General features: G+C 69.0%; 14 protein-coding genes and 1 pseudogene. 10 read left to right on the forward strand and 5 right to left on the reverse strand.

The annotated features are described in order from the left end of the window. Positions 1-245 (reverse strand): annotated as a pseudogene (locus tag BLR49_RS11675) (IS481-like element ISAar28 family transposase); the annotation flags it as partial. A gap of 277 nt (positions 246-522) precedes the next feature. Between BLR49_RS11675 and BLR49_RS11680 the strand changes: the two are divergent. Continuing rightward, complete coding sequence (locus tag BLR49_RS11680) at positions 523-3,381, forward strand: right-handed parallel beta-helix repeat-containing protein (protein ID WP_143013764.1); 2,859 nt, start codon at positions 523-525, stop codon at positions 3,379-3,381. A 45-nt stretch (positions 3,382-3,426) separates the two neighbouring features. Here the strand turns inward: BLR49_RS11680 and BLR49_RS11685 are convergent, their stop codons facing one another. Then, the gene (locus BLR49_RS11685) at positions 3,427-4,392 is read right to left on the reverse strand and encodes a glycosyltransferase family 2 protein (protein ID WP_176765868.1); all 966 of its coding nucleotides are present in this window, start codon (positions 4,390-4,392) and stop codon (positions 3,427-3,429) included. A gap of 163 nt (positions 4,393-4,555) precedes the next feature. On the opposite strand from BLR49_RS11685, the gene BLR49_RS11690 reads away from it, so the two are divergent. The 3 genes from BLR49_RS11690 (at position 4,556) to BLR49_RS11700 (ending at position 7,922) form a co-directional block, all read left to right on the forward strand. After that, positions 4,556-5,548: a glycosyltransferase gene (locus BLR49_RS11690; protein ID WP_092537826.1), complete on the forward strand. Its 993-nt coding sequence runs from the start codon at positions 4,556-4,558 to the stop codon at positions 5,546-5,548. A 74-nt stretch (positions 5,549-5,622) separates the two neighbouring features. After that, entirely contained in the window at positions 5,623-6,756 is a 1,134-nt protein-coding gene (locus BLR49_RS11695; RefSeq protein ID WP_176765871.1) for a DUF1972 domain-containing protein, read from the forward strand. After that, entirely contained in the window at positions 6,753-7,922 is a 1,170-nt protein-coding gene (locus BLR49_RS11700) for a glycosyltransferase family 4 protein (RefSeq protein ID WP_092537830.1), read from the forward strand. The genes BLR49_RS11695 and BLR49_RS11700 overlap by 4 nt, the downstream gene beginning before the upstream one ends. A 67-nt stretch (positions 7,923-7,989) precedes the next feature. On the opposite strand, the gene BLR49_RS11705 is transcribed toward BLR49_RS11700, so the two are convergent. Further along, positions 7,990-8,874 carry an O-fucosyltransferase family protein gene (locus tag BLR49_RS11705; protein WP_342706660.1) on the reverse strand — a complete coding sequence of 295 codons (885 nt, stop codon included), beginning with the start codon at positions 8,872-8,874 and terminating at the stop codon, positions 7,990-7,992. After that, positions 8,874-9,620 carry a CDP-alcohol phosphatidyltransferase family protein gene (locus BLR49_RS11710; RefSeq protein WP_092537832.1) on the reverse strand — a complete coding sequence of 249 codons (747 nt, stop codon included), beginning with the start codon at positions 9,618-9,620 and terminating at the stop codon, positions 8,874-8,876. Before BLR49_RS11710 ends, BLR49_RS11705 begins: the two co-directional genes overlap by 1 nt. A 366-nt stretch (positions 9,621-9,986) precedes the next feature. Here BLR49_RS11710 and BLR49_RS13155 point away from each other — a divergent pair, with 366 nt between their 5' ends. Beyond that, positions 9,987-11,090 (forward strand): hypothetical protein, encoded by a 1,104-nt coding sequence (locus tag BLR49_RS13155; RefSeq protein ID WP_143013765.1) that lies wholly within the window; start codon positions 9,987-9,989, stop codon positions 11,088-11,090. Between the two features lie 288 nt (positions 11,091-11,378). Here the strand turns inward: BLR49_RS13155 and BLR49_RS11720 are convergent, their stop codons facing one another. Beyond that, entirely contained in the window at positions 11,379-14,201 is a 2,823-nt protein-coding gene (locus BLR49_RS11720) for a helix-turn-helix transcriptional regulator (RefSeq protein ID WP_143013766.1), read from the reverse strand. A gap of 338 nt (positions 14,202-14,539) precedes the next feature. On the opposite strand from BLR49_RS11720, the gene BLR49_RS11725 reads away from it, so the two are divergent. From BLR49_RS11725 to BLR49_RS11745, 5 genes are all read left to right on the forward strand, one after another. Beyond that, complete coding sequence (locus tag BLR49_RS11725) at positions 14,540-15,199, forward strand: TetR/AcrR family transcriptional regulator (RefSeq protein WP_092537838.1); 660 nt, start codon at positions 14,540-14,542, stop codon at positions 15,197-15,199. A gap of 575 nt (positions 15,200-15,774) precedes the next feature. Beyond that, positions 15,775-17,241 carry an exopolysaccharide biosynthesis polyprenyl glycosylphosphotransferase gene (locus BLR49_RS11730; RefSeq protein ID WP_092537882.1) on the forward strand — a complete coding sequence of 489 codons (1,467 nt, stop codon included), beginning with the start codon at positions 15,775-15,777 and terminating at the stop codon, positions 17,239-17,241. After that, the gene (locus tag BLR49_RS11735) at positions 17,241-17,681 is read left to right on the forward strand and encodes an FAD synthase family protein (RefSeq protein WP_092537840.1); all 441 of its coding nucleotides are present in this window, start codon (positions 17,241-17,243) and stop codon (positions 17,679-17,681) included. Before BLR49_RS11730 ends, BLR49_RS11735 begins: the two co-directional genes overlap by 1 nt. Positions 17,682-17,686: 5 nt before the next feature. Continuing rightward, entirely contained in the window at positions 17,687-23,497 is a 5,811-nt protein-coding gene (locus BLR49_RS13890) for an Ig-like domain-containing protein (protein WP_092537842.1), read from the forward strand. A gap of 56 nt (positions 23,498-23,553) precedes the next feature. Further along, positions 23,554-24,516 (forward strand): AAA family ATPase, encoded by a 963-nt coding sequence (locus BLR49_RS11745; protein ID WP_092537844.1) that lies wholly within the window; start codon positions 23,554-23,556, stop codon positions 24,514-24,516. Positions 24,517-24,521: the final 5 nt, after the last annotated feature.

Below are 24,521 nucleotides of genomic sequence, written 5' to 3' on the forward strand. Positions count from 1 at the left end.
CGCAGCGCCTGGGTGCGCTGATCAGCACTGATAGCCGACGGACTCCTACGCGGCCTGGTGGAGCCAGGCTCAAGAGCCGCGGCCTCGCCCTCGGTACGAGCGCGGGCGCGGATCGCATAGAAGGTCTTACGGGAGATGGACTGCTCGGCGCAGAAGGTGGTCACCGCCCCGCGCGGGGCGTCATCCGGCCACCGGACGATCGCCAGACGCACACGCGGATCAACACGACGGTTCGTTGAGCTCATGCCCCAATCCGACCCGAAGTGTCACCACCAAACACCCCAGAACTGTCACCGATGTCCTGAGGCAGAACTGTCACCGATGTCCTGAGACATAACACCGTCCACGCGGCACACAACGGCGGTCCAAACAGACTTTCGCGGTCCAAACAGACTTCCGGGGTCCAAACAGGGGGACGGCGGTCCAAACCGGGGAGGCCGGCAGCACGCCTCCCCCGACACGCCGGCCCAAAGCACCACGCTCGCGCCGATAACCCACCGTTCATGACGTAGACAACCGCACATGCGATCACACGACGATCACCACAGCAGTAAACCCTGTGTTACGCTGCTCACACGCCCCCTGAGCTGGAGTTACGTCATGGAACGCATCACCCTCGCCCTTACTGTGCTGTTCACCCTCGCCGCAATCACTCTTTGCACCGCCCCGGCCACGCATGCCGCAGCGGCTACGGACACGATCCACGTCAGCGCCTCGGCAGACGATAAGAGCGCGGACGGCACGGCAGCACACCCCTTCCATACGATCGGCTCTGCACTCAAGGCCGCCGCCCCCGGGGACACGGTGGAGGTCGACGCCGGCACATACCGCGAGGGGGAGCTAGTCCTCAACGGAGTCACGCTGAGGGCCAAGGCCGGCACCGAGCCGGTTCTTACCGGCACCGAGGCACTGCGCAGAGCCGACTTCACGAACCAAAGCGGTGTCTGGGTGAGCAAACGCACCGACTTCGTACGCTTCAACCAGGACGCCTCCACCAACCCGAAGAAGGTGGACGGCGATATGTCGCGCTTCCCGGAGGCCGTTTTCGTCGTGGGAGCCGACGGAGCCAGCCAGGAGCTCACACAAGTAGACGACCCCGCCAAGGTCATACCGGGAACGATGACCTTCTACGTCAGAGACGTCGCCGCCGAACAGAACCCCGCCATCGCCGCCCGTGTCGGGAGCTCCGACAGCGAGTCCTCCTGGGTGCAGGGACCGCACACGGGATCCCAATACATGCTGGGCATGGACCCCGGCGACAATACAGTCGAAATCATTCAGCATGGCCGCGCTCTGACCATGCTGGGCACAGGAGCCTCGGTGATCGGCATGACGATCACGAATTACGCTCCGATCCAGGCGTGGAACTACGTCGAGCCGGTGTGGGGCAAGAACGGGAACGCCGCTATGGTCTTCAACGCCTCAAGCAACTCCCGCATCGACGGCGTTACCTTCTCGGGCTCTCAGGCCGGGCCCGCGCTACACATCTCCGACGCCACCGATGCCACGGTGACGAACTCGACGTTCACGGGGAACGGATCAAACGGAGCGGGCGCGAACCGCGCGCACCGCCTGTTCATGTCCGGCAACACTTTCAGCGGAAACGGCGCGAAAAGCTTCATCACGGCCGCGTGCGGCGCGTACTGCACAGTGGCGGACCTCAAGGTCACGCACACCAAGGCCGCACGCTTCGAGGCCAACACCTTCGATCGCTCGCAGACCCGTCTGGAGGATTCGGACGAACTCCTCGACGCCTCGGACCTGACGATGAACCACAAGCGACAGACCGCGTTCAATGCCCTCTGGCTTGACGAGGGCGTCATTAACTCAGAGGTCGTCGCGAACTCATTCATCAACATCGATCGCATCGCCATCCTTGACGAGGTCGGCCAGGACAACGTAATCGCCTCCAACTTGATTCAGGGCTCCAAGACCGGCATCCAACTATCAGGCAGTGCGCGAGACAAGGTCTGGAACAACACGATCGTCGGCACCATCGACCCGATCTACGTGCGGGAGGACAATCGCATTGACGCCTGCAACTTCTCCAAGGGGGACTGGGAGACCTGCCCGGACGGTTACACCGAGAAGTGGAGCGCGGGAGAGTACAACGGCGGCGATGCCACTAAACCGATGGCGTGGGACTCCCTGGACAATGAGCTGATCAACAACGTCATTGCCTCAAAGCCGCAGCACGCCTTCACCGACCCCGGAGCGAACAAGAATCACCGCTACATGAACATGATCCTGGTCGAGGCATCCAGGAACCTGCGGCGCTCGGGCGAGGCGGAGGGCAGATTCGCGGGCACCAACGAGCAGCTCGCCGAGTCCGACTACAACGTGTTCGTCCGCCCGGAGACCATCGATCCCGCAACGGGCTCCGACCTGTATCTGACCAACTTCGGCCTCGAACCCGACACTTGGGCCGTGTCCGAGACGCTCACGCAGGAGTCGCAGGCGCAGGGCCTGACGATCGGCGGTAAGGACACTCACTCACTCGATCTGCGTGCCGAGCGCGGCGATTCTCCGATCTTCGTGCGAGAGACCGCCACGATTACCGACTACGGCGGCGACTACCGGATTCGTGACGGCTCCCCGGCCGACGACTCGGGCAAGCCGCTCAGCGCGGCGGTCGCCTCCGCTCTGGGGCTGCCAACGGGAACGACGGTGGATCGGGGCGCACTCGTGAACGTGTCCTGGAACACCACCTCCGCGGCTGACCTCGGGAGCAACACGCATCTCAACGACGGCATCTGGTCCGACAACTTCGAGACCACGATCAGCGGCGGCTGGGGCAGCTCCTGGTCGGTCGATCCCGCTGCCCGCTTCACCAGCGGCACAGACGAGTACGGCATCATCGCGATGGACGTCGCCGGCACTGGTTCAAGCGCGACGGTCCGCAACTACAGTTCCACTGCCACACGTGTCAACACCTACTTCACCTTCGCCGAGGACGGATCCGGCGGCAGAACCTACGTCTCGGTCGCGGCACGCGGCATGCCCGGCAAACTTGACGCCTACTACGTCAAGACAGTCTTGAGCGATGGAAAAGTGTCCGCCGGCCTGATGAAACGCGTCGGCTCCGAGGAGTACACACTCGCCACAGTCCCGGTGGAGGGCACGTTCACTCCCGGTATGCGGGTGAACGTCATTGTCGAGGCAATAGGCGCTTCTCCCACCAAGCTGCGAGCCAAGGTTTGGTTGGGCAGTTCGGCCGAGCCCACCGACTGGGACGCGGTGGCCACAGACGCCGAGCCACGGCTTCAGCGTCGGGGAGTCGTCCGCATCAACACGTATCTGTCGGGCAGCGCCACCTCAAGTGGGCAGGCGTTCAAAATCGCGGTGTTCAGTGTGGAGGACGAGACCCGGATCCAGCCCTGACCGGCTGACCCCGTGACAGCATTGGCCGGCTCCGGCTCATCCGGCTCAGCGTGCGTAAGGCGCCGTGGTCGGCCCCCGCAGCGTGGCCCGCAGGATGCCGCGGCCGCCTGCCGCGCGGTGCTCGTGTTGCGCCCGCAGCGCCTGGCGCGCCGCCCCCGCACCCCTCGCCGTCAGAGCGCGGGCCGAGCCGACCAGCCACAGCGCCGCGCCCCGAGCGGTGAACTCCGCGCGCCTTCTGGCTCGCCGCCAGCCGCTCACGTCCAGCAACCGCACCCAGGCCCAGGTCTCCGCATTACGCCGCGCCCGGGTGAGCACCCACTCACGCGTGGCGCGCTCGGCCGGGACGATCTCTGACACAACGGCCTCGTCGCACCAGACCATCTCCCCCGCACGCGCAACCAGCGAGCGCGTGAAGAAGGTGTCCTCCCCGCCGGTGAAGGCGAAGCGCGGATCGAACCCGAGACCCAGGCGCCGTACCACCGCCATGTCCAGCAGCAGGTTATTGGTGGCGGCGCTGCGCACCGGCGTTCCCGTAGGGCGCCGTGCCCTGCGGAAAACGGGCGCAGAGGCCACCCACGGATCGGGCTGCTTTTCAAATACCGACTCCACTGGTCCGGTAACCCCCACGGCACCGGTACTGCGATACACCGCAACCAGCTTCGCCAGCCAGCCCTCCCCCGGCAGCTCGTCGTCGTCGATGAAGACCAGCAGATCGCGGTCGGCGGCCTCATCCAGAGCACGGTTGCGTGCCGCGGACAATCCCGGAGCGGCCTCAACCACCACGTGCACACACTCGCTCCCCCGGGCATCGTCCACGGCACCGCCGGCGATCTCCGCGGCAATGCGGTCACGGGCCGACCCTGCGGGGTCATTGTCCACGACCAGCACACGCGACTCGATCCCCTCCAGCTCCCGCACCTGGGAGAGCAACTGCGGAAGGAGTTCAGCCACCCGCTCGGGGCGCTTATAGGTGCACACCGCCACGTCGAGACTGATCGGCGCTGCGGGCACTGGGAGACTCCCATCGAATCGCAGGAGTACAACCGCGTGACGCACGGAGCACTCGTGAATGGTCTCGGCATAGTATCATCACCCCGAGTGCATGGTCCCACCGAGACGCCTCCACTCCGCCCCAACAAGCCGATAGGACCCCGGTTAAGAAGATACGGCTGGCATGACAGACCTCTCCTCCACGGCAGTCGTAGTCGTCAACTACGGATCGCACGAGTTGTTGGAAACCAACCTCGTCCCAGTCTCCCCCGATGCTGAATCTCCTCGAATCGTGGTCGTGGACAACGCAACCACGCCCACAGAGCGAGCAGCCGTCGTCTCCCTCGCCAACACTCACGGCTGGCTGACGGTTCTGCCCGAAACCAACCTCGGCTTCGGCGCCGGCGTCAACCGGGGGGTGCGGGCCGCAATCGAGGCCGGCGCCCGTACATTCGTCATCCTCAACCCCGACGCAACCATCGCCCCCGACCAGTTGGCCGCACTCGTTGCCCGTGTCGAGGCGGACCCGATGGCGCTGGTCTCCCCCCTGATCGTCGACGGCGCCGATAACCCCGTCTTCTACGGTTACCGCGTGGACCTGACCGACGGTGCCACCCGTTCTCCCCGCGCCACCCTGATAGCCGGCCACCGGCACGCCGAGTGGCTTACCGGCGCCTGCTTCGCGCTCTCCCGCCAGCTGTGGGATGCGACCGGCGGCCTGGCCGAGGACTACTTCCTGTACTGGGAGGACGTCGACTTCTCCCTGCGCGTGCTGGCGGCCGGCGGCACCCTGCTCAACGACACCAGCATCGCCGCCCGCCACCTGGAGGGCGGCACGCAGCGCCCCGATTCCACCACCTCACCGGATTCGAGCTCTCCCAAGACGCAGCCGCCTGGGCGGTCTCCGGGCGGGCGGCGCCGTCGGGCGCCCCGGCAGCGCCATTCAGCCGCCTACTACTACTGGAACGTCCGCAACCGTCTGCTGTTGGGCACTCGCTGGGCGCGGCGCGAGGAACTGGCCCGCTGGGTGCGGCGCACCCCCCAGGAGTCCTGGCGAATCCTGCTGCGCGGCGGCCGCCGTCAGATACTCACCCACCCCACCACCACCCTGGTGCCCGCGGTGCGCGGGGCGATAGACGGGCTGCGGCTCGTCCACCGGGAGCGCTTCACCCGCTGAGAGGACCGATGACCCACACTCGCCCCACGCCCCAGCCGCCCACGACGACGGCGCCCACCCGACTGCGCGTCGCCATGCTCGGCACGCGCGGCGTGCCCGCACGCTACGGGGGCTTCGAGACCGCCATCGAGGAGGTGGGTCGGCGTCTGGCCGACCGGGGCCACCAAGTGCTCGTCTACTCGCGCAACCCCGAGCCCGGCACGCCGCTGCCCCGCGTCTACCGGGGCATGCGCGTGGTGGAGCTGCCGGCTCTGAAGAAGCGCTCCCTGGAGACGCTGTCCCACACGGCGCTGTCGCTACGGCACCTGCTGGCGCGCGTGCACCCGGACGTCACTGTCGTCTTCAACGCCGCCAACTCCCCCTTCCTGCCGGCCCTGCGCGCCGCCCGCATCCCCGTGGCCACGCATGTGGACGGCCTGGAGTGGCGGCGCGGCAAGTGGGGGCCCACGGGCAGGCGCTACTACCGGGCGGCCGAGGCCCTGGCGGTGCGCTACTCCGACGCGCTGATCGCCGACGCCCAGGGCATCGCCGACTATTACGCCGACGAGTTCGAGGCGGACACGGAGCTGATCGCCTACGGGGCACCGCAGGTGGCCGACAGCACCGGCCGATTGGCCGAGCTCGGGCTGCAGGCTGACGGCTACCACCTGGTGGTGGCCCGCTTCGAGATCGAGAACCACGTGGACGTGATCGTCGACGGCTACGTCCGCTCGGGGGCGCAGCTGCCGCTCGTAGTCGTCGGCAGTGCCCCATACGCCAATGAGTACACGGCCCGCATCGAGTCCCTGGCCGATTCCCGCGTCCGCCTCCTCGGCGGCGTGTGGGACCAGGAGCTGCTCGACCAGCTGTACGCGGGGGCCCTGGTCTACTACCACGGCCACTCCGTGGGCGGCACTAATCCCTCGCTGCTGCGGGCCATCGGTGCCGGGGCCGCCGTGGACGCCTTCGACGTCTCCTTCAACCGGGAGGTACTCGGGGACGCCGGCCGCTACTGGGCCTCAGCCGCCGACGTCGCCGAACTGGCCTCCTCCGCGGAGGCGGATCCGGGCGCGCAGGCACACCGCGGGGAGCTGTCCCGAGCCCGGGCCGCCCGGTACGACTGGGAGCAGGTCACCGACCGCTACGAGGCGCTGTGCCGCCGCCTGGCCGCACAGGGCCCGCGGCGTTCGCGCCCCTCCGGCCGCAGGACAGGAGCGTTCCCCGCATGACAACCGCCGCCGTGTCCCGCCCCGATTCCCCACTGGCGCTGGTCGCCCACCCCTCCCCCGACCTGTACGGCTCCGACTGGCAGCTGGCGGAGACCATCACCGGGCTGCTCGGGGCCGGCTACCGCGTCAATGTGGCGCTGCCCGCGAACGGGCCACTGGTGGGCGTGCTTGAGGGGGCGGGGGCGCGCGTCGCCGTCGTGCCCTTCACGGTGCTGCGCAAGTCCCTGCTCACCCCGCGCGGCCTGGCAGGCCTGGCCGCGCGGGCCACCGGCGAGTTCGCCAGGCTGCGCCGTCTGATCAAGGCCTGCCGGGCCGACCTGCTGCTGGCCAACACGGTGACGATCCCCTGGTGGCCGCTGGCAGGACGCGCGGCCGGTATTCCGGTCCTGTCGCATGTGCACGAGGCGGAGGACACTCAGCACCTGCTCGTCCGCGCGGGGCTCAATGCACCGCTACTGGCCGCCACGCGCATCGTGGCCAACTCGGAGGCGGCCCGGCGCGCACTGCTGTCGGCTCAGCCGCTGTTGGCCGGGCGTACACGGGTGGTGCACAACGGCGTCGCGGCCCCGCCGCAGCTGCCGGCCCCGCTGCGTGAGCGCGACACGGACGCCCCCTTCCGCATCGCCATGGTGGGCAGGCTCTCCCCCCGCAAGGGGGTGGACGTGCTACTGGAAGCGGTTGCGCTGCTGCGCGACCGCGGCGTGAACGCCTCCCTGGAGGTGGCCGGCTCGATCTTTCCCGGCTACGAGTGGTACGAGGCCGAGTTGCGCCAGCGGGCCGCTGCGCCGGACCTGGCCGGGCACGTCGACTTCCTCGGCTACGTCCACCCGACCTGGCCGGTGCTCGACGGCGCGGACGCCGTCGTCGTCCCCTCGCGGCAGGAGCCCTTCGGCAACACGGCCGTGGAGGCCATGCACGCCGCGCGGCCACTAGTCGCCTCGAGCGCACAGGGGCTGAAAGAAGTAGTTGACGACGGCGTCACCGGCCTACTCGTGCCCCCGGACGACCCCCGGGCACTCGCGGATGCACTAGGGCGGCTCGCCGCCGACCCCGCCCTCGCCGCGCGTCTGGCGCGCCAGGGAGCCGAGGCGGCGCAGCAGCGCTTCAGTGTGCAGGGCTACCGGGCGGCCATGTGCGCAGTGGTAGGCGATCTCCTCGCCGCATGAGTCGGCTCGGGGCCGATTCCTCCCGTGCTTGTAAAACGGCCACCGGCGCCGATCTAGGTCGGTGGGCCTAGCGGCGCAGCGCTGGTTTGAGGGGATCCTCCACCAGGCCGGCGTCCAAGCGCAGTTGCTCCTGCAGGGGCTGCCTGGGACGTTCGAAGGGCATGGCGTGATCGGCCAGATAAACCGCCATCTCCGGGAAACTCGAGTACGCCGGCGCGATGAGATGCTGGGAGGAGGCCAGCAGGTACAGATCAACGATCGCCGAGCGTACTCCTGCGGTGGTGTTGTATCCGCCCTTGTCCGTCAAGGCCACGCAGCCGTCGAAGCGATTCATGATGCGTGCTTGTGCCTCGGCCGTGTCGCACGACAGGTAGAAGAGCGCGTCAGGATACTGCTCACGCACCGCACGCATGCGCTGCTCGAACCAGTCCACCGGAGACGACTCCAGGGTCTTGACGTGGGATACGGCATGAGAGCGCACCTGCACACCTACATACCGCCGTCCACGCAACGACTCGTTGAAGACTCGCTCAACCCGCTCGGCAATCTCGGCAACCGGGACCAGGTCGCGGAAGTCCTCGGTCCACGAGCGCATGTCATCGTCCCAGGTCACCGGCAGCCCGCCCGAACGGATCTGCCACAGGCGTTCAGCGCGCATTCTCTCGGTGATTGATGCGGAGCCGGGACCGTAGAAGCGGTGCACCGGCGTCACCAGGCGCGAGACCCAGCGGGGCACGCGGCGCCCGACGTCGAAGTGCCACAGCTCGTCCATCGCCGGACCGAAGTAGCGGTCCGTCCCCCACACGTAGAACAGCTCGCGGCCTTCGCGCTCGGCCAGCACCTTGGCGGAAAGCAGTGCCCGCACTCGGTTGCCGAGGCCGTCCTTGCGACCGGTGTATATCAACAGCGCCTTGGGGCCGGTAAGTAGGTTGATCGGGGTCAGTACCGACATCAACGCTGCCCCCGCAGTTCCAGGTACCACTTGGGTAGGGCCAGGATCACATAGCCCGCGTAGCCGATGAGCATGAGCCCATACACCCACAGGAACACCGTGGGCGCGAAGCGCAGCACCAGCACCAGGCACATCAGCCCGTAGTCGGTGGGCACCGACAGCAGCGACTTGACCACTCCCGCGCGGCCCTCGTCCTTGGCCAGCGGGGTACCGCCGGCGTAGCGCAGTTGATAGGTGAGGATGTAGCTGAAGAAATGGATGTTCTGCACCGCCCCGAAGGCCAGCGGCACCAGCAGCAGCGTCGGCGTCGTCAGCTCCGCGAAGCGGAACAGGCCGACGGCGACGGCGCCGTGGATCGTGGACAGCTTGATCACGTCGGCCACATGGTCGAGCCACTCCCCCGCCTTCGAGCCGCCGTGGCGCAGCCGGGCCAGCTGGCCGTCGGCCGAGTCCAGCGCGTAGCCGAGCATCAGCAGCAGGGAGGTGACCACGCAGGTGAGCACCGAGGGGCGCCACACCGCAAGCAGCACAATGCCGGCGTAGGTGCAGCAGGCGGAGACCGCCGTCACCTGATCCGGCGTCATGCCCAGCCGGTGGGCGATCGCTGCGAGCACCCGCCCCGCGGGACGGTTGATCAGACGTGAGTACAGCGGGGCACCGGCCTTCGCCTTCTGCGCCGTCGCCAGGGAGCGGATGTTCTCCCGGATCGAGGCACGGGTACGCGCCTGGGAGGCGGAAGCGCTCATGCGTGAGCTCCAATCAGTAGTACAACGGCATAACAAGTTAGCACGGACCAGGCCTGTACGTATCGGCCGCCGGAGGCGCTGCGACGTATGCGGGGCGGCCTCCGCAGCCCCGCCTGCCGGCGTCCGTACCGTGGCCGACCAGCGTCGAGCACGCGGGTAAGCCGCCGGGGACGCGCCCCAGCCGCCGAGAACGCCCTCCCTGAGAGCGTCCTCGTGGGCTCCCCAACGTCCTCACGGGCTCCCCAACGTCCTCGCGGGCCGACCGGCGTATCCGCCGCCGTCCACAGGCTGGTTTCCTGCCAGGCTCGAACCGCGCCATTCACAAGGCGCCGACGGGACTCCCCGTATTCCCGCGATCCTGCATCCATGACCACGCACGTATCCAGGACCGCACCACGAACAATCCTTTCCTCCCCCATCAATCCAGCAGCATCAACCGCCCTCCCCACGGTGGTCTCCCGCGGTTCGCACGACGCCGCGCCGCCGCCCGACGCCGTCATCATCAAACGCGGTCAATACCTGCTGCCCACCGCACCCCCGCCGATCTGGCGTCAGCAGCAGGAGGTGAACCTGGCGCGGCTCCTGGCCGTGCAACGGACCAATCAGGGAGGGGTGCTATCGCACGAGTCGGCAGCGCTGCTGCACGGGGCCTGGTTGCGTCGACATGAGCCCGATGTTCATCTGCTGTACTCCTTCGCCCCGTCCTCGACGAGTTCGCCACTTCCACCAGTCGTCTACGGAGGGCCGCTGGCATGGGGACGTTCCTCAGGGCTCCCACCCGACGCCGTGGAGGGCACACTGCTGCGGGGGCGCGTGGTGAGACTCTGCCGACGACGCCGCCACCTGGAGGCGCCGGACCTCGCCACTGTGCTCGGCCTCAGAACCACTACACTCGCCCGAACCCTGGCCGACTGCCTGCTGGACCTACCGGGGCCGGAGGCCTTCGTGGTCGGCGACTCACTGCTGCGGATCGGCACTGGATTCGATCGTTTCAAGCCGGAGGCATGCCGGGACGCTTTGGAACAGCTACTGGCGCAGACACGCGCCGTGCTGGGGCGTTCCAGCGGTCACCGCGGGGTGGCGCGTGCACGAAGAATGCTGCCATTGCTCGACCCGGCCGCGGAATCACCAGGGGAAAGCGAGACCCGGTACTGGCTCTTGACCCTGGGCCTGCCGCCCCCGCAATCGCAGTTCGAGGTACCCGGTGGCGCATCCAGTTGGTTCCTCGACCTGGCTTGGGAGCGGTTTCGCATTGCTTTGGAGTTCGACGGCGCCAGCAAGTACGCCTTGCACGGCGACGCGCTGTATCAGGAGAAACTTCGTCAGGAGCGGATCGAGGAACTGGGCTGGCGGATACTGCGGGTCGCCTGGGCCGATCTCAGAGAACCGACGGCGCTACTGGGCAGAGTCCTGGCGGCACTGCCCGCAGGCATAGAGATGAGGCTGGTTCCCCGCCCTTGGCTGACATGACCCCCGCGAGAGGTATCGGCTGTCATCCAGCGAGGGCGTTTGTGGGGCCGCTCAGGCTGACCGTCGCGGCGTGCTCCCGGACAGCCCGGTACAGGCTTCGTCCGACCTTAAGCGGCCTCAGTACCGTGGCCGACCGGCGTCGAGCACGCGGGTAAGCCGCCGGGGACGCGCCCCAGCCGCCGAGAACGCCCTCCCTGAGAGCGTCCTCGCGGGCTACCCAGCGTCCTCGTGGGTTGCCCAGCGTCCTCACGGGCTCGCAATGTCGGCGGCACGCTCCGCCGCCCCATGTCAGTCCTCCAACAAGCCGTGGGCCGCCAGCGCCTTGGGCAGATCTCTGCGGCTGGAGATACCCAAGGCGCGGTACACGCCCGTCAGGCGCAGTTCCACGGTGCGCACCGCCATGTACAGCTCGGCCGCGATCTCCTTGTTGCGGCGCCCCTGCGCTGCGAGCCGGGCGACGCGCAGCTCGGTGTCGGTCAGCTCCGGCTCGGCGAGTTCGGTCCCCGCCGACGCCGAGACACCCTGGGTACCCGCCTGCCTGGCACGGTCTGTCACGCGCTGCCAGAACGACACGCCGTCGGCCGCTGCGAACTCGGCCGCACGCGCCTCCAGTGCCCTCGCGGACGCCAACGCATCGGCGGCGATTCCCAGCTCGGTGACGTCCAGCCCGGGGCTACCGCGCAGGCGGGCGGCGCAGGCCATGTCGGCACGCACCTGCCGGACGGCGTTCCCGGAGAAGACGGTCTCCAGCACCAGGCCGGAAACCAGCGACGCCGCCTCGTCATCGTTAGCCAGCAGTACGGCGAGCAGCCGATCATTCGGGTCGGAGCGCCTGCCTCCCCCGAGCTGCGTCTTCAGCCAGTCCGCCAGTCCGGGAACACGTTCCAGCAGCGCAGGCTCGATGATCACCATGTCGATGATGTTCGACCACACGGCGCGCAGCCGCTCCCGGGGCATTCCCGCCGCGACGGCAGGCCCGAGCAGCAGCCCGGCCAGCAAGCCGTCACCAGCGGCCAGACGGGCGGCCGCCTCAAGCACGCTCACCCACATCTGCTGCGGCGAGGTGTCCGAGCCGGGCACCGCATTGGCCATGGTCTTGCGCCAGGCGAAGGCGGCGGTGTCGTCGTCGAACAGCATGGCTCCCTGTGCCGCCAGGGTCATCCCCAGGCCGACGAGGCCGACCCGCAGGGGAACCCGGTAGCAGGCGCCCTCCAGTTCCTCCTGCGCATAGCGCGTCCAGCCGAGCCGACTCGTCAGGAATGCCCGGACCGATACCGCCTGGGCCTCATAGAAGGGGCTGGTGCCGGCAAGCAGGCACAGGGAGGACTCCACCACCACGGGATGCTCCCCCAGTGGATCCTCGGCAGCCAGGAGTGCGCGGATCACGGCCTGCGCCCAGACGGTGATATCACTGCGCGCAGTGTCACCGGGAATCTCCGCAGGCATGCCGTTTCCAAGTTCCTCGGCGGCCTCGGCGTAGCGCCCTTCCACTCGGGCCAGAAGAACCCGTGCCAGGACGAGCGCGTCGGAGTCGGCGGGGCTGCTGCGGCCGTCGAGGGCGTTTGCCTCCAGCAGCCCGATAGCCGCACGCAGGTATGCGCCAGGGCCGTCACTCTCCCCGACGAGGCGTTCCTGACCGGCCAGAAGGATCAGACAGCGCGCCGCGGACGCCGGCGAATGGGCCCCGAGCTCAGTGAGGCGAGCCGCCAGCCGACCGTCCTCACTCACGCTCACGCCCTCGCATCCTCTCGCGGCGATATAGCCGGCGGTTACAGCCAGTTCCTCCTCCGAGCTCATTCCCGGCCGTCCCAAAGCCTCGAGCAGGCGGGAGGCGGCGGTCAGCGTGCAGCCCAGTTGCAGGGCGAGCTGCCCCTGCAGCAGCCGAGTGCGCGCCGCCTGCGCGGGATGCACCCCGGGCTCGGTTCGATTCCGCAGCAGAGCGTCGATAATCCGCCAGGCGACGTTCAGGCTGCCGCGCTGCAGTTCCGCGTCGGCAGCCCGAAGCAGGCGCTCCCAATCCGCCGCCGACGCCGTCTGCGCACCCAAACGGTGCCAGGACCGCTCCAGGGTGTCGGCCCCGTAGGCATCCGCCAATGCCGCGTGCAGATCACGGACTGCCTCCCGTGGCGCCGTCCCGACGACGGCGGTCGCCGTCACACGGCTCAGAGCGGGGCCCGGCTCCGGGGCGGGCAGCAGTTCCTCCAACCCCGGCTGCGGTACCGCGCCGACGACGTCCTGCACCACGGCGGAATTCGGAACCAGCTGCAGGTGCATCGCCACCAGGGCATCGCGTTGTTCCGGGGACAGTTCGCCGAGGCGCTCAGCGACCTCACCGCGGGTCTGCGCCGAAGCCGTCGGCTCGTATCGCGGCAGTTCGCGCCCGGCCAGTTCCGCGCCGGTCAAGTGGGAACCCACCGCCCGTATGTCGTCGATTCTTCCCGCCGCACTGCGGGCGATCCACGCCGCCACCATGGGGTCGACGTAGGCCGAGGTCTCCGCGGCGATGAGGTCGCGGGCGTCGTCGGGCCCCAGGCGGCCGATGGAGGTGGAGAAGAAGGGAGGAACCGCGCAGTCGGTTGCGGAGCCCTCCGGCACAAGCACAACCACGGCCAGCGGAGTGGCAGCGAGGAACGACGCCGCACGCTCCATCTGCGCCACCGAGAGTCTGTTGTGCTTCTCGTTGACGGCGATGGTGACGAGGACGGGCTGTTGGCAGGCGGCAGCCGCGAAGGCACCGGCGGCCGCGGCACGCTCGGGCATGGTCCCCGCGTCCTGCACCGCGGCCCGCAATGGCTCGAGCCGCTTGCGCAGGGCGGCATTCCCGGGATCGCCGCACAGGCTCTCGAAGACCTGGTTGACGGAGGCGATCAGCACGGCGTCGTCGATACTGAGCTCAGGACGGCTGAGCGGCAAGGACACTCCCATCGCGGCATCCACCGTGATGACCCGCACATCTCGCTGGAGATCGGTCACGTCGGCGGCGAGCGCGGGGCCGAGTGACCAGACTCCGGAGACCGAGGGAGCCGCAACCAGGCAGAACGAGCCTGCGCCGCGACTCAGGCGATCTGCGATCTCACGTGCGACAAGACGTCGTTGGTCAAGCGCGTGCACGTAGTCTCCTCTCACGAGCCCATGGCGGTGCGGCCGCCTCATCCTTAGCAAAGAAGAACGTTACGACAACACCACTAATGCGTTATTGGGTTGTCACAATAGCAGGATCCTGCCCACACCTCACATCGACGCGGCCGAGCGTCGCCCATCCCCGCCCCCGGCACACCCTCCACCACCAGGCACCACCCTCCCCGGCGCTCCCCACCAACAGGACCCGCGTGCTAGGCTCCCGCCGAAGCACGAGGGGGCCTAATGCGGTTGTTTGCCGGTTGTTGGAGTAGCGCCGTGGGCGCGACCGCCGCACGACCCAGCTCCGCGCCTCACGAGGCGAAGCAGCAATGAGCAGCAGGGCCAGTAAACGCACCCGCATGAGCGCCTCCGAGCGGCGCGAGCAGCTCATCGCCGTGGCGCGGACGCTATTCGCCAAGAAGGGCTTCGAGGCCACCAGCATCGAGGAGATCGCCAACCGGGCGAAGGTGTCCAAACCGGTGGTCTACGAGCACTTCGGCGGCAAGGAAGGCCTGTACGCCGTCATCGTCGACCGCGAGCTCACGGCCATCTACACCACGGTCACCCAGGCGCTGGAGTCCTCCTCCTCCGCCTCGGTGATTGTTGAGCGGGCAGCACTCGCACTGCTGACCTACATCGAGGAGTCGTCCGACGGCTTCCGCATCCTCTCCTCCAACAGCTTCCACACCCCCTCCTCAGGCGACAACCACGGCTCGGACACATACTCGACCCTGCTGGCCGACGTAGCGATCCAGGTGTCCGGCCTGCTGGCCACCCAGTTCTCCGCGCACGGGCTCGATCCACGCACCGCCCCTCTGTACGCACAGATGCTCGTCGGCATCGTGGCCATGCCCTCGCAGTGGTGGCTGGAGAACCCGGCGATGAGCAAGGAGGAGGTCGCGGCCCACATGGTCAACCTCGCCTGGAACGGCCTGCGCGCCATGACCCCCAGGCCCACACTGCGGGACACCCCGGACGCAGACGCCTGACCGCCAACCAACACCTCCTCAAGCGCGAACAGCCCGCTTGCCCTCAGGCCCGCACACCCGGCCGCTCAGGCTCACGCCTCCGGGCCGCCGTATGGTCACGAATTATGATCAAATGTTGCGGGAACGTTGCTGGCCGTGACGCACGACGCTCATATGCACCCAATAGCGCCGGAGATCACCCATAAAACATTTCAGAATAGTCACGTCGGCGGTGTCGCCGTTCTCGATTCTTCATCCCCGTGACTCAACCAACATCCGCTCCTCCGCATATCCATACATCCGCATCGTCGCGCCGATTACCGGCCGCCCGAGCCCCCCGCCGACGCAAAACCCGGGCGACGCCGCGCCCGCCCCGCAGGCCATTTCTCCACCCTCTTCTGTGGAGCTGTTCACGTTCGCCCCCGCAAGCCGCGAACGGGTAGTAGATTCGTTGATGACTTCGGCGAAATAGTCCGCGGCAGCACCCCGCTGCAGCGCGACCGGCCATGCCGGATCCTTTAGCGGTTCTCCGCTCATCCTCCATAAGTATCTTCTATCAGCAGTCTTGCACATCCGTTGGAGTGGTCTTGGCCATCATGCCCAGCACAACACCTGCACCGCAGTCCGCCGGACGGCAGGAGCGGCCTGCTGGTGAGGCGCGATTCCTGCCACCGCTGGCATCTCCGCTGTTCACCGCCTGGCCAACCATGCGCCACGACCTGTTGTCGTGGGTCTTCCTCGGCGACCTCACCGCCGTTGTGCTGCCCGCCTGGGTATCCGCCATCTGTCTGGCGTGGGAGCCCCTCAGACTGCTGCTGACCGTCATCACCGGTACGCTCATGGTGGCGCTCGCCTGGCTGGCGGGAGCACTGGGCGTTGACGTCGTGGATCAGGCCCGTTCCGGCGGCGGCCGCGTCGCCCTGGCGGCCGCGGCGACCGCCCCGGTGGCACTGCTCCTCGGTCAGCTGCTCACGCCGGGGCTCCCGCCGTCCTCCGTGCTCGCGCCGCTGGCCGCGCAGCTCGGCCTATCGCTCCTGGGGCGCTCCGCCGAGAGCCGCTGGCTGCGGGCGCGCCGCATGGAGGGGCACGGCCTGCGTCGCACCCTCATCGTGATGGGCCCCGGCGCGGAACCGATCCTGCGCGACCTGCGCAGCCACCCCGGCGACGGCTTCCTCGTCGTCGGCTACGTGTCTTCCAGCACCAACCGCTCGCACTCCGCCGCTCGCCTCGGCGGCGCCGACGAGGTGGGCGCGATGATCTCCGCCGAGCGCATCGACGTCGTCATGACGCTCGGCGGGGTCAGTCCGGAGGACCTCGTGACCCTGATGCGCGGCCTGACCGGAACCGGCGCCCGGCTGGTGGTTGCTCCCGGACTGCAGGACGTGGTTCCGGGACGCATGCGGGGACTGCCGGTCACCCACGGATGGACCGGCCTGATCGATGTGAGCCTGCGCCGCACGCGACTACTCGCCAAGGAGGTCTTCGACCGCGTCGTCGGCACCGCGCTGCTGCTGTTAGCCTCCCCGGTTCTGGCCGCGGCCGCGGCCGCCGTCCGCTTGGACTCCCCCGGTCCCGCCTTCTACCGCCAGACCCGGGTCGGCCTGGAGGGCAAGCAGTTCACGCTGTGGAAGCTGCGCTCGATGTACACCGATTCCGATGCCCGTCGAGCCGACGTGGTCAGCGCCGGCGGTGATGCCGGCAACGAGGTGCTGTTCAAGAACCGCACCGATCCTCGCATCACCCGCGTCGGCCGCATCATCCGCCGCACCTCCATCGACGAGCTGCCGCAGTTGATCAATGTGGTGCGCGGAGAGATGAGCCTGGTCGGCCCGCGCCCGGCGCTTCCCAGTGAAGTAGCCGAGTACGACGACGAGGCCCGCCGCCGCCTCCTGGTCAAGCCCGGTCTCACCGGCCTGTGGCAGGTGTCGGGGCGCTCGGACCTGTCCTGGGACTCGACGGTCGCCTTGGACCGCCACTACGTGGAGAACCGGGGCGCCCGTCTGGACGCCAGCATCTTCCTGTCCACCTTCAAGGCCGTCGTCGGCGGCAAGGGAGCGTACTGATGATCACCGGATATGTGCCCGGCGGCTTTGACATGCTGCACATCGGACACCTCAATATCCTCACCGCCGCCGCTACCCGCTGCGACCGCCTCATCGCAGGGGTGGCCACCGACGAGTCCCTGCAACGCATGAAGGGGCGCGCGCCAATCGTCCCCCAGGACGAGCGCATGGCACTTGTGGCTGCACTGCGGGTAGTGGATGCGGTCGTGCCCGACTTCGACCAGGACAAGCGCCTGGCCTGGCAGCGGGAGCCCTTCGACATCCTGTTCAAGGGCACTGATTGGCAGGGCACCGAGAAGGGCGATCTGCTGGAGCAGCAGATGGCGGAGGTCGGCGCCACCGTCGTCTACCTTCCCTACACCCCCACCACGTCCTCCAGCATGCTGCGGCGCATGCTCGCCCAGGAGGTCGCCTCCCACTCGGGCGCTGCCGGCAGGTGAGGGGCGTGCCCGCACTGCAGCTACGTCGCCCGCGCCTGGGTCGTCCCGATCTGCCTCGGCGACGACGCAAGCGGCTCTCCGCCGCCCTGGCGGCCATCGCCGCTCTCACGCTGGGGGCCGCAGCCTGGTTGCACGAGGGCGTCAGCCAGGCGGATGTCTCCCTCAACGACGGGGGCGTGTGGGTGACCAGCACCGCGGAGCATCTGGTGGCACGCCTGAACTACCCGTCCAAGCAGATAGACGGCTCGTTCCGCACCGCGTCGGCCGACTTCGACGTCACCCAGAGCGGACAGGACGTGCTGGTGCCCGACCTGGCGGCCGCTTCCGTCGCCTCAGTGGATACGACCGCAGTTGCGCTGTCGGCCAGCACGCAGCTGCCCAGCGGCGTGACGGTGTTGCAGGGCGCCGATCGCGTCTTCGCGGTTGACGGCTCTGCCGGCACCGTCTCCGGCACCACCGTGCAGGCAGTCGACCTGCTGGCCGCCGCCCCCGCCCTGATCGAGGACATGCCCGGCGTGGTGGCCGTTGCCGGAACCGACGGCTCCGTGCACGCCGTCTCCGCCAAGGCGGGCACCCTGACGACGGTCCCGGCCGAGTCCTCCGGCTGGGGCAAGGCCGCGTCCGAAGAGCTGACCTTCACCGACGGCACGGACCTGGCCATAACGGCGGTCGGCCAGCAGGCCGTCATCCTGGAGCGTTCCACCGGAGTCCTGCACCTGCCCGACGGCTCGACCACGGACCTGGGAGCGTCGGGGCTGGTGCTGCAACAGCCCGGTCCGGACGCCGACGCCGTCCTGGTGGCCTCCCGCACCGCGCTGATGTCCGTGCCGCTGGACGGATCTCCGGTAACCACCGTCCCGGCCTCCACCGACGGCGAGGCCACTGTCGGCGTCGCCGCCCAGCCGGTGCGCCTGGGCGACTGCGTCTACGGCGCCTGGTCCGGCTCGGGTCACTTCCTGCGGCAGTGCGGTGACGACGTCGAGTCCGTCAGCGACGACGCCCTGGCGGCGTCATCACAGCCGGTCTTCCGCGTCAACCGGGACGCGATCGTCCTTAATGACATCGCCCACGGCACCGTCTGGCTGCCCGACGAGAACCTGGTCCTGGTGGAGGACTGGACCGACATCACCTCCCAGACGGATGACCAGTCAGACGACAAGGACGACTCGGCGGAGACCTCCGACGCCCAGTCGCAGCCCGAGCGCACCGAGGAGAATCACCCGCCGCAGGCCAATGACGACGTCCTCGGCGTGCGTCCCGGTCGCTCCACGGTGCTGCCGGTGCTCGCGAACGACTCCGACCCTGACGGGGACGTACTGACCGCCGAGGCCGGCGACACGGGCACCGCGCAGGTGACTTCGGCCCAGTCGGGGCTGGCGCTGCGCATCGACGTGCCCGAGGACGCCACCGGCTCCTACACGGTTCCCTACACCGCATCCGATGGGCGCGGCGGTGCCGACTCGGCCGTTGCCACCGTCGAGGTGCACGACTGGAGCGTCAACGCCGCCCCCGAGCAGACCTCCACCCCGACCCTGGTGATCGCCGCGGGTGCCTCCGGCTCGCTGGACGTGCTGGGGCACTGGCTCGACCCCGACGGCGACACCCTCTACCTGGTGTCTGCGCAGGGCGAGGGCTTCGATGTGCGCACCACCAACGAGGGCACCATCAACGTGCGGGACACGGCCGGGACGGCGGGCACGCGCACGCTCACCGTCGTCGTCTCCGACGGGCAGCAGGCCGCCTCCGGCACGGTCAACGTGGAGGTGCAGGCCGCCGACTCGGCCGCGCCTATCGCCAATGCCGACCACGTGCGCGTGGTGGCCGGGGCGAGCACGGTCGTCTCTCCCCTGGACAACGACGTCTCCCCCACGGGCGACACGCTCAAGCTCGCCGGCGTTGAGGACGCCCCCGCGGGCACCTCCCTGGAGGCCAACCAGCAGGCCGGCACCTTCACCTTCTCCGCCGAGCAGGCCGGCACCTACTACGTCACCTACGACGTCGCCTCCGGGGCCGCCATCTCCCAGGGAATCGTGCGCATCGACGTGATCGAGCAGTCGGAGCCGGATGTGCCCCCGGTCACGGAGAATGACACCGCCCTGCTGCGCGAGGGTGGCTCCACCACCGTGGCCCCGCTGAGCAATGACTTCGACCCGGCCGGAGGCATCCTGGTGCTGCAGTCGGCCAGCGCCCCCTACGACTCGGGAGTCACGGTCACAGTCGTGGACCACTCGCTGCTGCAGGTCTCCGCAGCCGGCACGATCGGGCAGAGCGTGGAAGTGGAGTACACCGTTTCCAACGGGACTGCCTCCGCCACCGGCTACATGACCGTCGTCCCGGTCACCACCGCCGAGCTGCAGATGCCGATCGCCAGCGCGGACTCCGCCATCGTGCGCGTCGGAGACGTGGTCACCGTGTCAGTGCTGGACAACGACACCTCTCCGTCAGGCCTGGCGCTGAGCGTCGCCGATGAGCTCGGGGTGGCAGGCGCAGATCTGGGCACCGCCTGGACCAGCGGCGATGCGGTCCGCTTCAAGGCCGGAGACACCCCGGGCCGCACCACCCTGTCCTACACGGTCTCCGACACCGAAGGACAGAGCGCCTCGGGCCAGATCGATATTGAGGTACGCGCCCGCGACGACGCCGCCAACTCCGCCCCCACCCCGCAGAACCTGGAGGCGAGCACGGTGGCGGGCTCGCCGGTGTCCATCACTGTGCCGCTGGACGGCATCGACCCCGACGGCGACTCGGTGAGCCTGGTCGGGCTGGACCAGACCCCGGCGGCGGGAACCGTCGAGGTCTCCTCCACCTACCTGACCTACACCCCCCACGAGGGCGCCAGCGGCACCGATACCTTCACCTACACCGTCAAGGACCGCTTCGACGCGCAGGCCACCGGGACGGTGCGTGTGGGCGTTGCCGCCGCGCCCACGACGAACACGGCCCCCGTGGCCACCGACGACCTGGTGGTGGCCCAGCCGGGCCGCACCGTGGTGACCGATGTCATCTCAAACGACTTCGATGCCGACGGCGACGCCCTCACCCTGGAGGACACGCCCCTGAGCGACGACCCGGCGCTGACGATCTCAATGCGCTCCGGACGAGTGGTAGCCGACCTGCCCGGTGAGGAGGGCGTCTACACGGCTCACTACCGGCTCTCCGATGGGCGCGGCGGCATGGACGTGGGCACCATCACCTTTCAGGTGCTCGCCGACGCCCCGCTGATCAGCCCGATCGGCGTGGACGACTACGTCACCGTGGACCAGGTGGACTCCGAGGGCACGGCGCTGGTGTCAGTGCTGGACAACGATCAGGACGCCGACGGCTCCCCCTGGGACCTGACGGTCACCACCGCCGACACGACCGCCGAGGTGATCGACTCCTCGATCCGGGTCCGGGTCGGCGACGAGCAGCGCCTGGTGCTGTACACCATCACCGACCAGGACGGGCTGACCGGCAACGCCGTCATCGTGGTGCCCTCACGCGACGACCTGCGCCCGCGGCTGGACTCGACCGCCGTCCCGGTGCGCATCCCGGCGGATACGACCACATCCGTGGACCTGGCCGACTACATCCTCACCCACGCCGACACCACCCCCACCGTCACCGACGCCTCCACTGTGCGCACCGGCACCGGCCTGGATGAGGCCGCGGTCGCCGGCGGCGGCGGAAGTCTGGATTTGACTCCGGTGAGTGGCTTCACCGGGCAGACCTCCGTCACCCTGACGGTGACCGACTCCGCGGGCGACGCAGCCCTGTCATCCACGCTGACTCTGCCGGTGGTCGTTGAGGCGACCTCCAACACGCCGCCCTCCTTCACCCCCACCGAGATCTCCGTGGCCGCCGGCGAGGACGCGGTTTCCGCCGACCTGGCGGCCATGACGCAGGACGCCGACGGCGATGAGCTGGCATTCTCGATCGGCTCCGCCCCCGCCGGCTTCACCGCGTCGCTGTCCGGCTCCACCATCTCCGTGTCTGCCGAGGCCGACGCGGCGGTCGGCACCACCGGCACACTGCCTGTGACCGTGGATGATGGGAATAACGAGGCGGTGACCGGCGAGCTGTCGCTGCGAGTGTCGGAGTCCACCAGGCCGCTGATGACGACGGCCCCGGCCACGCTGGAATCCGACGGCTCCCCCGTCAGCATCGACGTCGCCACGCTGGTGACCAACCCCTTCCCCGATCGGCCGATCACCCTGTCCGGCTCGCCGCAGGTCACCTCCGGCACCGGGGAGGTGGCCGCCTCCGGCACCACGCTGACGATCACGCCCGGGGCGGGCTTCGCCGGCCGCCTGGTGGTGGGCTATGAGGTGCTGGACGCCACCGGCTCCGCCGCGCGGGCCGTTACCGGCACCGTCACCGTCACGGTGACCGCGGTTCCGGACGCCCCCACCGGGGTCTCGGCGAGCCCGTCGGGGGTGAGCTCCATGAACGTGTCCTGGACGCCCGGCGCGGACAACGGCTCCGCAATCACCGGGTACACGCTCACCGAGGTGGGCGGCGCCGGCTCCTGGCACTGCCCCGGCTCGCCCTGCCCGGCCACCGGCTTGACGGCCGGCGGCACCTACTCCTTCCAGGTGGTGGCCACCAACGCGGCCGGCGACTCCGCGCCCTCGGCCGCCTCCGCCCCGGTGACGCTGACCGTCACCCCGGATGCCCCGACCAGCGTGAGCCTGAGCGGCGGGAATGGCTCCGTCACCGCCTCCTGGAGCCCGGCCCCCCCGATTCCCGGGGTGAGCATCACCTACGAGGTGCAGCTGTTGCGGGGCGGCACCGTGGTCTCCACCCAGGCGGTCTCCGGCACCTCGGCCGCCTTCGGCTCCCTGGGCGCCGGCAGCTACACGGTGCGGGTGCGTTCGGTGGTGTCCGGCTCGGGCAGCTCCGGCTGGGTCTCCTCATCCGGCACGGCCAGCGTCTACAGCGCCCCGGGCACCCCCGGCAGGCCCAACCTGAGCTGGGACGGGAGCAACCTGCGCATCAGCTGGAGCGGCGCCCCCGCCAACGGTGACGCCGTCACCTACGCCGTCTCGCTCACCGGCTCCGTCACGCAGACGGTTCAGGCCGGTGCCAGTACCTCGGTGTCCGTGCCGGTATCGCTCGGCGTCGGCTCCCATGCGGTGTCGGCCACGGTGATCGCCACCAACCGGGCCGGCTCGTCCACCTCCGCGGTGGGTTCCACGAGCTTCCGCATCACCGGCAAGCCCAGCGCACCGTCGGCACCCGTAGCGGCCGCCTCCGGGACCACGATCACCATTACCCAGGGCTCGGCTGCCGCCTCCGGCGGCGGCTGGGACGCCGGCGAGCTCGAGATCGAGTACCGGCTCGTCGACGCCGCCGGCAACCAGGTCGCCGGCTGGGACGATGACCACACCTCCTTCAGCGGCCTGACCCCGGGCGCCACCTACTACGTGGAGGCCCGCGCCGTGGTGGACGACGACGAGTCCATCGTCTCCGCCACGGTGCGCTCCAGCGCGGTCACGCTGCCCCAGCAGACGACCAAGCCCATGCCTAAGAACAATGCCTTCCCCATTCTGACCGACACCAGCATCGAGGGCGTCACTTGCACCGAAGCGGACTACGCCCGCGGGCTGACCCGGCCGACCGCAGACGGGAGAGTGGGCTGCTGGCATCTGGTGGTAGATGTGTGGGGATTCGAGCCCAACAGCCGCGTCTACTGTCGTTACACCTACAGGGACGCGAACGGCACCTACCCCACCTGGACGGAGGAGTTCTTCGTCGGCGCCGACGGCACCGCGCGGCACACCTTCCCACACGCCACCAACAACAAGAGCCAAACGGTCACCTGCACCACCAACTGACAGCGGCTGTGCAGCACCGCACCCCGCTCGGCTACCCATAGGAGACAAAAGCACCCATGCCCATGACCCAGGAGAACGCCACCTGGTTCGCCGAGACCTTTAACAAGGTGGTGGACAACGTCGGCGAGGCGCTGCTAGGCAAGCAGGACGTCATCCGCCTGGCGCTGACATCCATGCTCGCCGAGGGGCACCTCCTGCTCGAGGACGCCCCCGGCACCGGCAAGACGGCTCTGGCCCGCGCCCTGGCCGCCAGCGTGCAGGGCAGCCACTCGCGCATCCAGTTCACCCCGGACCTGCTGCCCTCGGACATCACCGGCGTGACCATCTACAACCAGAAGACCACCGCCTGGGAGTTTCATCCCGGTCCGGTCTTCGCCTCCGTGGTCCTTGCGGACGAGATCAACCGCGCCTCGCCCAAGACCCAGTCCGCGCTGCTGGAGGTCATGGAGGAGTCCACGGTCACCGTAGACGGCGTACGCCATGAGACCGGCCGCCCCTTCATGGTGATCGCCACCCAGAACCCGGTGGAGCAGGCCGGCACCTACCGCCTCCCCGAGGCGCAACTGGACCGCTTCCTGATGAAGACCTCCATCGGCTACCCGGACCGCGGGGCCCTCACCCGCATCCTGGCAGGCTCGGACAAGCCCGACCGCTCCCGCGGCCTGGACACGGTCATCACCTCCGGCGCCATCGCCTCCATGTCCGACATCGCCGCGCAGAACCATGTGGAGGAGTCGATCCTGGACTACATCGGTGCCCTGGTGGAGGCCACGCGCGAGTCTCCGGACACCCTGCTCGGCGTGTCCACCCGCGGCGCTATCGCCATGGCCCGGGTTACGCGCGTGTGGGCGGCCGCCCAGGGACGCCCTTATGTGCTGCCGGACGATGTGAAGGACCTGGCGGAGGTGGTGTGGGCGCACCGGCTGGTCATGGACCCGGATGCGGAGTTCTCCGGCGCCACCGCCGCCGGAGTCATCACCCGCGCACTGGCCGACGTCTCCGCCCCCACCACCCGGTGAACCCA

It is taken from the genome of Actinomyces ruminicola (genome assembly GCF_900103885.1).
Lineage (GTDB): Bacteria > Actinomycetota > Actinomycetes > Actinomycetales > Actinomycetaceae > Actinomyces > Actinomyces ruminicola.